Raw genomic sequence first — 11,566 nt, forward strand, 5'->3', positions numbered from 1 at the left:
GCGGTGCACCCGGCAAAGAGACCGCCGTGGGCATGGAGGCGCCGCATCATGGGACAGCCATGGACACACCCATCAAGCCGGACGGCCGCATCGCGGCCCTCGGCAACCAGCTGATCGACATCCACCTTTCGCTCCGCGAGGGGCTCGCCAGGCTTCGCGAGGACGCCGAAGCCTGGCTCGACGGCCGGGCAGAGCGGCCGCGCGAACTGCGGGCGCACTGCCTGGCCTTCTGCTCGGCAGTGAACCGGCATCACACCGGCGAGGACGACGGGGCCTTCCCCGCTCTCGGCGAGCTTCACCCCGAACTGCGGCCGGTGCTCGAGGAGTTGGGGCGCGACCATCACGTTGTGGCCGGGATCCTGCGCGGGCTGGAAGAGCTGCTCGGCCGGCCCGGTCCGGACACGGAGCCCGTGGACGCACAGCGCGTACGGACGGAGCTGGACAGCCTGGCCGCCCTGCTGGAGTCGCATTTCGTCTACGAGGAGAAGCGGCTCGTCGCGGCCCTCAACGCGCTGCCGGACCGGGCCGGGACCGCCGGGACCCTGCTGGGCCGGGAGGCGACCTGAGCCGAGGGCTCTAAGAGGTCAGTCCGGCGACGTCGAGGAGAGCGCCCGCGGTGGTGACCGCGAGCCCGTCGAGGGTCTCCGCCCCGACCCCGGCGCGGGCGCTCGCCCCGTCGAAGACCAGGGTCAACTGCCGTGCCAGCAGCCCGGGATCGGCCGCGCCGCCGCGTTCGGCCTCGGTGCGGAAGAAGTCGGTGAGGGCCTGCTTGACCTTGCGGGCGACCCGGCTCGCCGGGTGCTCGGGGTTCTTGAGCTCGACCTCCACGGCGAGAAACGGGCAGCCCCGGAACCCGGGAGTCGTGGAGGCCTCCTCCAGCCGTTCGAAGACGTGCAGGATCCGCGCGCGGGGCGGGCGCGGATCGTCCTTCGGGGGGATGAGCAGCGTCTGGTACTGCGGAGCGCGCCGCTGCAGAGAGGCGGCGAGGACCGCGTCCTTGCTGTCGAACAGCTGGTACATCGAGCGCTTCGAGACCCCGGCCTCCCGGCACAGCGCCTCGACGCCGATGCCGACACCTTCGCGGTAGAAGAGCTCGGCCGCGGCGTCGAGCAGTCGCTCCCGGGTGGACGTCGTCGCTGTCGTGGTCATACGTCGAGGTTACCGCCGGGGCTTGGCATTGGAAAACGATCGGTTTACCATCGAGGAAACCGATCGGTTTCCGATGGTCGGGGAAGACCACTCGCGCGAGCGGGGTGAGGAGACATGACCATGCAGATCGAAGGCGCAGTGGCTCTGGTGACGGGCGGCAATCGCGGGCTCGGGGAGCAGATCGTCAAGGCGCTCCTGGAGCGCGGGGCGGCCAAGGTCTACGCGGCAGCACGCAATCCGGACTCGGTCAGGACACCGGGAGCCGTGCCGCTCGCACTCGACATCACGGACCCCGACTCGGTCCGCGCCGCGGCCGAGCAGGCCCAGGACGTCACGCTCCTGATCAACAACGCGGGCATCTCCACCGGGTCCGGTGTGCTCGACGGTGAGCTGGACGCCTTCCGGCGGGAGATGGACACCCACGTCTTCGGCACGCTCGCGATGAGCAGGGCCTTTGCTCCCGCTCTCGCCCGCAACGGCGGCGGCGCGCTCCTCAATGTCCTTTCAGCCCTGTCCTGGATCGCGTTCCCCACCAGCGCCGCCTACTGCGCGGCCAAGTCGGCCGAGTGGTCCGTCACCAACTCGCTGCGGGTGCAGCTGGCCGAGCAGCAGACCCTGGTGACGTCCTTGCACGTGGGATACATGGACACGGACATGGCCGCGAAGGTCGACGCCCCCAAGAGCGATCCGGCCAAGGTCGCCCACCTGGCGCTCGACGGCATCGAGGCGGGCGAGTACGAAGTCCTCGCCGACGAGATCAGCGGGCAGGTCAGGGCCGGGCTCGCGGCCGGCCCTGCCGCGCTCTACCCGCAGCTGGCGCAGGCCCGCGGCTAAGACGTCCCGCGGCTCCTGTTTCCCGGCGGGAGCCGCGGGATCCCTCGCTGCGCTGCGTCGCCTGCGCTGTCAGAGCAGGAGGCGCAGCGTGGTGTCCGCGATGCCCAGCCGGACCGTCTGGCCCCAGGTGAGTTCCAGTGCGTCGCTCTCGATCCCGTCGCCGAAGGCGACCAGCCGGTCGGACTCGACGACGAGCCGCAGCTGATCGGTGCGTTGCAAGGTGCCCTCGACCAGTGAGGTGCCGGTGGCGGGGGAGGGCCAGGCCTCGCGTACGAACCAGACGAGCCGCGGATCGGCGGGGCCCGGGAGCGTCAGCGTACTGCCGCGCTCCTGCCACAGGGAGCGCAGCCAGCCGGTGGAACCGGTCCCGGTGCCGACCAGGACGCCGGATGAGGCCTGCGCCTCGGGCGGCGCTGCCTCGTCGTCGTGTCCGATGCGGTAGCGGGCGGTCTGGTGCCCCGGCGCGCCGAGGTAGATCTCGTTGAGGGCCAGGAGGCGCTGGGTGTCGTCTGCGACGGCCTCCACCATCGTGAGTTCTTCCGTCGTGCCCCGGCGGGAGGCTGCCGCGGGGAGCAACATGGCCGCGTCGGCCATGTGGTGGCGCACCAGGACGCCCGGATTGCGGCCGGGGTCGGTGTCGATCCCGATCACCGGCTGGCCGGACAGGTACTTGGCCGCGTTGGCGACCAGCCCGTCCTGACCCACCACGACCACCACGTCCTCGGGGGCGAACAGGAAACGGTCGAGGTCCGCTCGTTCCACCCGGGCTTGGCGCCACTGCAGCGGAACCGCCGCCGCCACCTGCGCGAGCACCCGCCGCGCACGGTGGTGGCGCTCGGCAACCTCCTCGATGCCGCGGCCGCGCGAGGAGAGGAAGAAGCCCGCCTGGCCGTGCGTGCCGTGCCGGGCGAGCAACTCCTCGTACTCGGTGGTGCGATGCACAAGCACCGCGCGCGGCGCGAGGCTCACGCCTGCTCCCCGTGGGGGCGGCCGAGCTTGGCCAGCAGGCCGGTGAGGACGTCGGGGGAGACGGTGAGGCTGTCGATGCGGGGCAGGTTCTCGGCCAGCAGTGTGCCGGTCAGGGCGTGCAGGGTGGCGGCGTCCACGTCGGCGTGCACCCGCAGCCAGGCGGCCTGGGCCTGGGCCCGTGCCTCGCCGACCTCGCGTGCCGCTTCGGCCTCGGCCCTGGCCAGCCGGACCGTACGCGCGGCCTCCGCCTCCGCCCGTACGCCGTCGGCCGCGGCGCTCTCCTCGGCCTCGCGGCGCGCGTTGGTGCCGCGCTGGTCGACCAACTGCTCCTCCCGGCGGGCCAGTTCGATCTTGCTGGCGAGTTCGTTCTCGGCGATGGCGCGCTCGCGCTCCACGGCCACGGCGCGCCGCTCGTACGTCGCCCGGTCCGCCTCCTGCTGTATCTGCTCCCGTGCCGGGGTGCGCAGCGCCCGCTCGACCTCGGGCTCGGGCCGCAGGGCGACGACGCGTACGGCGACGACGGCGATTCCGGTGGCGTCCAGCCGGGGCTCGGCGGCCAGCCCCTGGCCGATCCGGTCCCGTACCGATGCGACGCCGTCCACCAGTGCTGCCGCCAGCGGCGTGCGGGCCAGCACGTCGAGAGCGTGCTGCTGGGCGGTTTCGGTGAGGAGGGTTGAGATCTGCTCCAGCGGGGCGCCGCGCCAGACGCCGGTGTCAGGGTCGATGGAGAAGTCGAGGCGGGCGGCGGCGGTGGCCGGATCGCTGATCCGGTACGTGACCGTCGCCTGCACGGTGACGTCCTGGAAGTCGGACGTACGGGCGTGGAAAGCCATGGCCAGTTCCCGGTCGTCGACCGGCACTTCGCACAGCGCGGCGGTCAGGGCGCGGAACCAGAAGCTCAGTCCGGGGCCGTCGTGGACGAGCTGTCCGCGCTTGTGGTGGCGGACATGGGCGGTGGGCGTGGAGCGAAGATGACGCCATCCGAAGCGCCTGATGATGTCGGCCATGACAGCCTCCCCTTTTCGTCGTATCGACGATATAGAAGGAGAGGCTTATCGTCAATACGACGAAAGGCGCCGGGTCTGCCGGGCCGAGAGTGCGGCCCGAAGGTGCGAGCCGCCCCTCGGGCGGAAGCCGTCAGCTCACGGTGACGGTGTGCGCGGCCTCGGTCAGCACCGGCCGGCCGTCCTCGGCGGTCACCACCAGCCGTGGCAGATACGGACCTTCCCGGCCGTAGGCGTGAGTGACGCTCGACTCGCTCGTCTCCTGCTGTGTGCCGTCACCGAAGTGCCAGCGGTAGCGGTAGCCGGCGGCGGGCTGCCTCCCGTCCACTGTCACGGTCAGCCGCACCGCACTGCCGACAGGCGCGTCCTTCGGGACGCCCAGCAGCGCCCGGGGCCCGCGGGCGGCAGCTTGAACCACTCGCGGACGCTGGGGTTGAGGAGGAACGAGTCGGCGTACTGCCGGGCGCCGTCGATGTCCGGATGGGCGACGGCCGCCGTCAGGCACTGCGCCGGAGTCGGGCTCAGCTCCGGGCAGGCCCGTGTGCGCAGCGCGAGCGCCGGGTCGGCGACCGGGGTGTTCCAGACGGTGGAGGGGCGAGGACGGCGCTGTCCACGCTGAACAGGCCATCGGCAGCGACCGCGTACGGGCCGTCCGTGGAGGCTTCGTTGGCCGCGGCAGCCGCCTTGCGATAGGCGTCGTTCGCCAGTGGCTGGGCGGAGTGAGACTGATCACTTACCCACAGTTATCGAGCGCCGTCCGGTAGCGCAGCAGCACGATGCCCGAGTTGAACGGCCGGGTCTCCACCAGTCGCAGCCTATGGACCTCGGTGGCGTCCGCGAACAGCCGCCGGCCGTGCCCGAGGACGACCGGGTGGACGAACAGCCGGTACTCGTCGACGAGCCCGGCCGCGATGACAGCCTGCACGAGGCTGATGCTGCCCGTCGTGACGATGTCCTTGCCCGGCGTGGATTTGAGGGCCTGAACCTCATCGTGGAGTGGTCCTCGCAGCACGGTCGTGTGCTGCCAGTCGGGGTCGCGCAGCGTGCTGGAGACGACGTACTTCGACACGGCATTGAGATAGTCGGTGACGCCCGTCGTGTCGTCGGTCTGTTTCGGCCAGTAGCCGTGCATCTCCTCGAATGTCACCCGGCCGACGAGGAAGGCGTCGGCTGCCGCCATATGCGCACCCAGTACCGCCTCGAGGTCGGACTGATCGGCTTCCGCATCGTCGCCGGCCGGACTGAACCAGCCCTCCGTCGCGTCGATGACGCCGTCGAGCGTGATGTTCTCGGTGACGATCAGGTCTCTCATGTCGGGGCCTCCACAGTCGGCACTGGTCTGTCAGTGAGGACCGTTTCGGCCGACCGGACTCATCGGTCTCGTGCCGCCAAGAATCAGGCGCAGCGGTACATGAAGTGCGTGGAGGCGGTGTGCCGGGTCGGCGAGATGATCCTCAGTTCCGCGGCGGCGCGGTACTCGCCCCGGCCGTGGAACGTCCACAGCAGATGCAGCCGTGCCTGCTTCTGGCCGCGCGTCATCTTCTCCCGCAGCAGCTCCGAGGCGGTGCCGTCGCTGCGTACCCAGCGATACGTGAGGGTGCCGGACCGTCCGTTGGTCTTCACGACGCCCACGACGTCCGCCGTGCCGTCACACCCGGGTCCCTCCGCCGCGGTGCGGACCGTCACGTCGCCCACGGCCAGGGCGGGCCCGTAACGCTGCCAGGCGAGGAAGGCCAGCACGGCCAGCAGCACGGTCCCGGCCAGTGCGTACCGGCGCAGCCCTGAGCGGCGGCGATCGGTTGGCTGCGGCCCGGCAGGCCGGCCGGGCAGTGTGCCGTGCCAGAGCTCGGCGGTGGTGTTGTTGAGGTGGTGCCGGTGGACGGCCGCGGTCACTCCGGGGCCGAAGCGGAGGACCTCGCCCTCCACGCGGTCGGGGGCGACGCTCGACGGCTGCCTGCCCTGGACCAGAGTGGCGACCTCCGTCACGGGCTCCGGGGCGGGCCGTTCGAACCAGTGACTGCCCAGCGCGGTCGCGCTGTACCCGTCGCTCTCGGCCTCGTCGCGAGCGGGGCCGTCGTACGGAATCCGTGGATCTTTCATTGGATGGGGCACCGCCGGGCCTGGATCTGCTGCGAGGAACTGCTGTTCGCGGCGGCCGGGTTCGTCGTGGCCCGTACACCCCAGTAGCAGCCCTTTCCCTGGAAGGTGTGATCCAGGGTGATGGTGTACTGCGTGGCGCCGCTGCGCTCGAAGGCCTGCGAGCCGTCCTGCGCGCCCAGTTCGCCCTTGGCGTCGCTGGTGAACCAGGCGATGACGATGGTCACCGGGCCGGTCCCGTCCGTCGCGACGTCGATGGACGCGGAGGCAACGCTCGTACTCGTCTTCCGAAGGCTCGACACGGATACCGACTTCACGCGCACGGGAGGAGTGGTGGGAGCGGACGGGCTGGTTTCGGTGGGCGGCGCGGACGTCGGCGTCGGGGAAGCCGCGGTCGACGACGGAGGGGGTGACGGCGGCCCGGTGGTCGCGCTGGCGGAGGGAGAAGCGGAAGAAGGAGAGGGGGAGCTGTCGGGGGAGGCACTGCCGGTCGGCGACGGGCTTGCGGAAGTGGGCCCGTCGGCGGGCAAGGTGGTGGCACTGCCCGGTACCGCGCTGGTGGTGGCGAGGGACTGGGCAGTCGTCTGCCGGGGATCGTCCCCCCTCGCTCCCGCGGCAATGGCGACCATCACCGCCACCACCAGCGCGGCGACGCCCGTCAGCACTCCCCGCAGGCCCGGTTTCCAGCTGCCGCCCCAGCCGCCGCCCACTGCCGTCGTCGCCAGCTCGGTGGTTCCCGCGGCCTGGCCCGAGGCCGAGGGAAAGAGCAACGGCAGGAGGGCGGCGAGCGCGGCGAGTCTGCGCTGGCCCCGCTCCTCCCAGTCCGGGCCGTAGGCGGCCCCGGCGATCTCTTCCAGCTCCGCTACAAACGCCGCCGCGTTCTCGGGCCGCTCCTGCGGCTCCTTCGCCATCCCGCGCCTGATCAGAGGGCGCACGGGCTCCGGGGTCTCCTCCTCGGGAACCGGTGTGCCGATGTGCTGCAGCGCCAGCTCGGCGAAGTTCTCGCCGGAGAACGGTTTGTGGCCGGTGAGGCATTCGTAGAACGTCGCGGTCGCGGCATAGACGTCGGCCGCAGGGGAGGCGGGCTCCCCGTTCCACTGTTCCGGGGCCATGTACGCGGGAGTGCCGGCCACGCCCGGCGTGCTGCCGCGGCCTGCGGCGATGCCGAAGTCGACGAGCTTGGAGGAGCCGTCCGCCGCGACCAGGACGTTCTCCGGCTTGTAGTCGCGGTGGACGACACCCATGCGGTGGGCTGCGGCCAGCCCCAGCAGCGAGCCCTTGAGCACCACCAGGGCTGCCTCGGGGCCGGTGGCGCCTTCCCGCAGCAACAGAGCGCGCAGGGCGATGCCGTCGACCAGCTCCATCACGATGGCGGCGCCCTGCGGCGCCTCTACGTATTCGTACAGCCCCACCACATACGGCGAATCCAGGCCACCGAGCAGACGCGCCTCTGCCCGGAACTCCTGGACGAAGGCGGAGTCCGTCCGCAGCCTCTCGCTGAGGTATTTGACGGCCACGGGCACGCCGGTGGCGTCATGGACTGCCAGCACGACCCGTCCGCTGCCACCGGAACCCAACTCCCGGGACTCCGTGTACCCGGGCACCGACCATGCGTTCATCTCGCCCCCCTAGGCACCGCGGCAGAATAGCCCACCGGCTCTCCCCATGACAGACACACTTCCGTCACGACTGGTTCCCGAGAGGGCGAGGGCGGAGGGGGAGGCGGAGGGAGCGGCACTGGCGTGGGGCGACGGTCAGCGGACCGCGTGGACGAGTTGTGAACGCAGCTCGTAGCGGGCTCCGACGATGGCCAGGTCCCCTGCCGCCACCTTGTCGGCGAGGTCGGGCTCGGCGGCGAGGCGTGAGCGGACCAGGCCGACGTTGCGCGTGACGGTGGAGTCGACGCGGGCGTCGCCGTGCTGGCTGTGGTCTATGGCCGGGCGTATCTGCTCGGCCAGGTACTGGATGTGTGCGGGAAGCTGTTCTCCGGTCTCGTCCGCGTGGACGGCCGCGGACACCGCGCCGCACGACTGGTGCCCGAGGACCAGGATCAACGGGATGTCCAGTTCCAGTACGCCATAGGCGATGGAGCCCAGAACGGCTTCGTCCAGGACCTCGCCGGCGGACCGCACCGTCAGCAGGTCGCCGAGTCCCTGGTCGAAGACCAGCTCCGGCGGTACGCGCGAGTCGATGCACCCCAGGATGACCGCGAAGGGGTGCTGACCCGACACGAGCGTCTGGCGCACGGACGGGGACTCGTGAGGGTGCTGCTGGTGGAATCTGCGCCACCGCCCGTTGCCGGCGGACAACGCGCGCAGCGCCTCGTCCGGGGTGAGTTGCTGTGCGCGCGCGGCCGGTATTCGGGGTCCCGCCGTGGCGGGTCTGGTGCCGAGTGTGAGGCCCGCTCCGACAGTGGCGGTTCCCGCGAGGGCGGCACGGAGCAGAGCGCGGCGTCCCGTACCGGCAGGAACGGGCTGGTGTCGGTTCAGAATCATGCGGTGAACCCAACCACCGTCGGAGGGCTCGCGATTCGTGTTTGTGATCTGTTGGCGCATTTATGAACCGATCATGGCGGGGGCCGGTCTCAGATATGAACCGATCACGGCGGGGGCCGGTCTCAGATCACCTTCGAGCGGACCAGGACACCGAGCACCAGGGCGCCGGGAACCAGTGGCAGCCACACCGTGATGATCCGGTACCCGAGGACCACGGACGTGGCCACCGCGATCGAAACCCCGGTGGTGACAAGGGCGATGACGAGCCCCGCGTCCACCGAGCCGATGCCGCCAGGCGTCGGTACGACAGCGGCCAGGGTGCTTCCGGCAAGGTAGGCGATCCCGATGTGGACCATCGGCACGGACACGTCCAGTGCCATCGCCACGGCGACCAGTCCCGCAGCCTGAATGGTGGGATAGGCCAGCGCACCGCCCCACAGGGCCAGCACTCTCGTGGGCCTGCTGTGCACCGAGCGCGCGTCGCTCAGCGCGGTGCCGACGAACGCGCGGACGGCCCTGCGCAGCGGCCGTACCGTCCCAAGCGTCACCGCCACCGCGCAGACCAGGCATCCCGCCACGAGCAGCAGCGGGCCTGCCGCGTCCGGCATGAGGCCCTCCAGTCGCAGCGCGTTCGGAGAGGCGGCGAGCAGCACGAGCAGCAGAGCGATGCGGCCAGTGCCCGCCGCCAGCATGTGCAGGGCCAGAGCGGCTGAGGACCGCGACAGCGAGAGCCCGCAGCGCTGGAGAAAACGCAGATTGACCGTGCCCGCGCCGAGGCCCGCCGGGAGGAGATGGTTGGCGGCTCCGGCGGCGAACTGCGTCACGAAGAGCCGCACCGCGGGGAGCGGTTCGAGGGTCGCTCCCTGCCGTGTGAAGGAGACGGCGACCCAGCCGAGCACGGTGAGTGCGGCGGCCACCAGCAGCCAGCGCTGGTTGGCCGAGAGGAGTTCGCTGCCGCCGGCCGCGATGAGAGGCCAGTGCTGGGCCGCCCAGAGGCCGACGGCAGCGATCGGCACCATGCAGGCGATCTGTCGCAGTGGCAGTCCCCGAAGGGGGTTTGCACGGGGGGTGGCCATGGCCTCGGTTCGTCTCCGCTCCGCACACACCGCCAGGACAACGTCGCGTCACCAGGCTGCCCACGGTGTGCGACGCGCAGGTGCCGTACGGCCGACCGGCGGGGGGCGCGCCGATTGCCGGAAGACGACGCCGTCACCTGGCGTACCGCCGTGAGCACCTGGCGCGCGCCTGCGTGCGCTCGTACCCCGAGGGCAGCAGGCTGGTGCTGGTGTCCCACCCCTACGAGGAGACGGCCGATGCCCGCGACGACGTACCGCTACGACGGGCTGCGCGCCCTGTTCGTCAACTGCACGCTCAAGCGCTCCCCGGAGACCAGCAACACCGAGGGCCTGATCGAAAAGAGCCGCGCCGTCCTGGACCAGAACGGCGTCGCGACCGAGGTGATCCGCGCTGTGGACCACGACATCGCGACCGGTGTCTGGCCCGATATGACCGAGCACGGCTGGGAGAGTGACTCCTGGCCACAGCTGTACGAAAAGGTCATGGCCGCTGACATGCTCATCCTCTGCGGGCCCATCTGGCTCGGCGACAACAGTTCCGTGATGAAGCAGGTCGTCGAGCGCCTCTACGCCTGCTCCAGCATCCTCAACGACCGTGGGCAGTACGCGTATTACGGCCGAGTCGGCGGCTGTCTGATCACCGGCAACGAGGACGGCGTCAAACACTGCGCAATGAACGTCCTCTACAGCCTCCAGCACCTCGGCTACACGATTCCGCCGCAGGCCGACGCCGGCTGGATCGGCGAAGCCGGTCCGGGCCCGTCCTACCTGGACCCGGGTTCGGGCGGCCCGGAGAACGACTTCACCAATCGCAACACGACCTTCATGACGTGGAACCTCATGCATCTCGGCGCAATGCTGAAGCAGGCGGGCGGCATCCCGGCCCACGGCAACCAGCGCTCCGAATGGGACGCCGGCTGCCGCGAGGACTATCCCAACCCCGAACACCGCTGACCCCGCCGGCCCGGCTTCAGCCGGCGGGTTCCCGTACGGGTGCGTTGTGCCTGGCGTGCGACAGGAAGGCACGGGCGGTGCGGCTGAGCGGGCCGCGCGGGTGCACGATGCCGACGGCGCGCAGCAGCGGCGGGGTGAAGGAGCGGACTTCGACGCGGTGGCCGAAGGCCCGTAACACCATGTCCCGGTACCAGATCAGCGAGCCACGCCCGTCAAGGACGCTCGTCACCCAGGCCAGCCGCTCGTCCGCCTCCACCACCGCCACAGGACGCACCCCGAGCCGGCCGAACATCGCCTCGAGCTCAGTGCGCCGGCCCGTGCCGGGAGTGGGCAGCACCATCCGCAGGCCGCCCAGCATCCGGAACGGCAGCGGGTCGGGCAGTCCGGAGCCCCGTGGCGAGATCAGGACGACCTCGCGGTCCTGGAGATGGTGCGTGGACAACTCCTTGCCGACCGGCAGATCGACCAGGCCCAGTTCCGCCACACCGTCGGTCAGGGCGCGCACGAGTGCCTCGCGGCTGTCGTGCGGGAGCAGGCGTACTTCGATGCCGGGGTGGCGTTCGGCGAAGGAAGGCACCAGGTCGGCGGCGAGGTCGAGGGAGAGGGTGGGTGTGGCGGCCACGATCAGTTTGGCGTGCGCTCTGCCGCCGTGTGCCGGGCCGATGTCCTCGATCGCCGCCACGGCGTCGAGGACTGTGCGAGCCAGGCGTACGACACGCGCGCCCTCGGGTGTGAGGGTCGCCCCCCGGCCCCCGCGGTCCAGGAGCTCCACGCCCACTTCGCGTTCCAGGGCCTGGATGGAGCGGGAGAGGGCGGGCTGGGCGACGTAGACGGAGCTCGCCGCGGCTGTGATGGAGCGGCAGTCCGCGACGGCGACGAGGTAGCGCAGCTGTTGCAGTGTGGGGGTCATGGGCGGACGTTAGCCGCCGGGCAGTGCGGGGTGTAAGGGGCACGGTGCTATCAAGTGCCCAGCTCTGCAAGGAAGTTG

The 11,566-nt window shown here is 71.0% G+C and carries 13 protein-coding genes; 3 read left to right on the forward strand and 10 right to left on the reverse strand.

Going from position 1 to position 11,566, the window contains the following annotated elements; all coding sequences use genetic code 11:
* Window positions 1-59 precede the first annotated feature (59 nt).
* The gene (locus QFZ67_RS36380; protein ID WP_307665300.1) at window positions 60-566 is read left to right on the forward strand and encodes a hemerythrin domain-containing protein; all 507 of its coding nucleotides are present in this window, start codon (window positions 60-62) and stop codon (window positions 564-566) included.
* 10 nt (window positions 567-576) lie between these two features.
* On the opposite strand, the gene QFZ67_RS36385 is transcribed toward QFZ67_RS36380, so the two are convergent.
* Window positions 577-1,149, reverse strand: coding sequence for a TetR/AcrR family transcriptional regulator (locus QFZ67_RS36385; RefSeq protein WP_307665301.1), 573 nt, complete (start codon window positions 1,147-1,149; stop codon window positions 577-579).
* Between the two features lie 120 nt (window positions 1,150-1,269).
* Between QFZ67_RS36385 and QFZ67_RS36390 the strand changes: the two genes are divergently transcribed.
* Window positions 1,270-1,983 carry an SDR family oxidoreductase gene (locus tag QFZ67_RS36390; protein WP_373430258.1) on the forward strand — a complete coding sequence of 238 codons (714 nt, stop codon included), beginning with the start codon at window positions 1,270-1,272 and terminating at the stop codon, window positions 1,981-1,983.
* Between the two features lie 69 nt (window positions 1,984-2,052).
* Here QFZ67_RS36390 and QFZ67_RS36395 read toward each other — a convergent pair whose 3' ends face one another.
* The 8 genes from QFZ67_RS36395 to QFZ67_RS36430 all read right to left on the reverse strand — a co-directional run bounded on the left by QFZ67_RS36395 (window position 2,053) and on the right by QFZ67_RS36430 (window position 9,567).
* Window positions 2,053-2,952: a hypothetical protein gene (locus QFZ67_RS36395; protein WP_307665303.1), complete on the reverse strand. Its 900-nt coding sequence runs from the start codon at window positions 2,950-2,952 to the stop codon at window positions 2,053-2,055.
* On the reverse strand, window positions 2,949-3,959 hold the full coding sequence (locus tag QFZ67_RS36400) for an SPFH domain-containing protein (RefSeq protein WP_307665304.1): 1,011 nt from the start codon (window positions 3,957-3,959) through the stop codon (window positions 2,949-2,951). The genes QFZ67_RS36395 and QFZ67_RS36400 overlap by 4 nt, the downstream gene beginning before the upstream one ends.
* Before the next feature lie 130 nt (window positions 3,960-4,089).
* A complete protein-coding gene (locus tag QFZ67_RS36405; RefSeq protein WP_307665305.1) occupies window positions 4,090-4,374 on the reverse strand; it encodes a PKD domain-containing protein in 285 nt (94 codons plus the stop codon).
* A gap of 315 nt (window positions 4,375-4,689) precedes the next feature.
* A complete protein-coding gene (locus tag QFZ67_RS36410; RefSeq protein WP_307665306.1) occupies window positions 4,690-5,268 on the reverse strand; it encodes a dihydrofolate reductase family protein in 579 nt (192 codons plus the stop codon).
* An 83-nt stretch (window positions 5,269-5,351) separates the two neighbouring features.
* Complete coding sequence (locus tag QFZ67_RS36415) at window positions 5,352-6,056, reverse strand: hypothetical protein (RefSeq protein ID WP_307665307.1); 705 nt, start codon at window positions 6,054-6,056, stop codon at window positions 5,352-5,354.
* Window positions 6,053-7,672 (reverse strand): serine/threonine-protein kinase, encoded by a 1,620-nt coding sequence (locus tag QFZ67_RS36420; RefSeq protein WP_307665308.1) that lies wholly within the window; start codon window positions 7,670-7,672, stop codon window positions 6,053-6,055. Before QFZ67_RS36420 ends, QFZ67_RS36415 begins: the two co-directional genes overlap by 4 nt.
* 135 nt (window positions 7,673-7,807) lie before the next feature.
* Complete coding sequence (locus QFZ67_RS36425) at window positions 7,808-8,548, reverse strand: carbonic anhydrase (RefSeq protein WP_307665309.1); 741 nt, start codon at window positions 8,546-8,548, stop codon at window positions 7,808-7,810.
* A gap of 122 nt (window positions 8,549-8,670) precedes the next feature.
* Window positions 8,671-9,567, reverse strand: a complete 897-nt coding sequence (locus QFZ67_RS36430) for a lysylphosphatidylglycerol synthase transmembrane domain-containing protein (protein WP_307665310.1) — start codon at window positions 9,565-9,567, stop codon at window positions 8,671-8,673.
* A gap of 294 nt (window positions 9,568-9,861) precedes the next feature.
* Here QFZ67_RS36430 and QFZ67_RS36435 point away from each other — a divergent pair, with 294 nt between their 5' ends.
* Window positions 9,862-10,578, forward strand: coding sequence for a flavodoxin family protein (locus QFZ67_RS36435; RefSeq protein ID WP_307665311.1), 717 nt, complete (start codon window positions 9,862-9,864; stop codon window positions 10,576-10,578).
* Window positions 10,579-10,594: 16 nt separating this feature from the next.
* On the opposite strand, the gene QFZ67_RS36440 is transcribed toward QFZ67_RS36435, so the two are convergent.
* Window positions 10,595-11,488 (reverse strand): LysR family transcriptional regulator, encoded by an 894-nt coding sequence (locus QFZ67_RS36440; protein ID WP_307665312.1) that lies wholly within the window; start codon window positions 11,486-11,488, stop codon window positions 10,595-10,597.
* Window positions 11,489-11,566: the final 78 nt, after the last annotated feature.

The organism is Streptomyces sp. V1I1 (genome assembly GCF_030817355.1).
Taxonomy (GTDB): Bacteria; Actinomycetota; Actinomycetes; order Streptomycetales; family Streptomycetaceae; genus Streptomyces.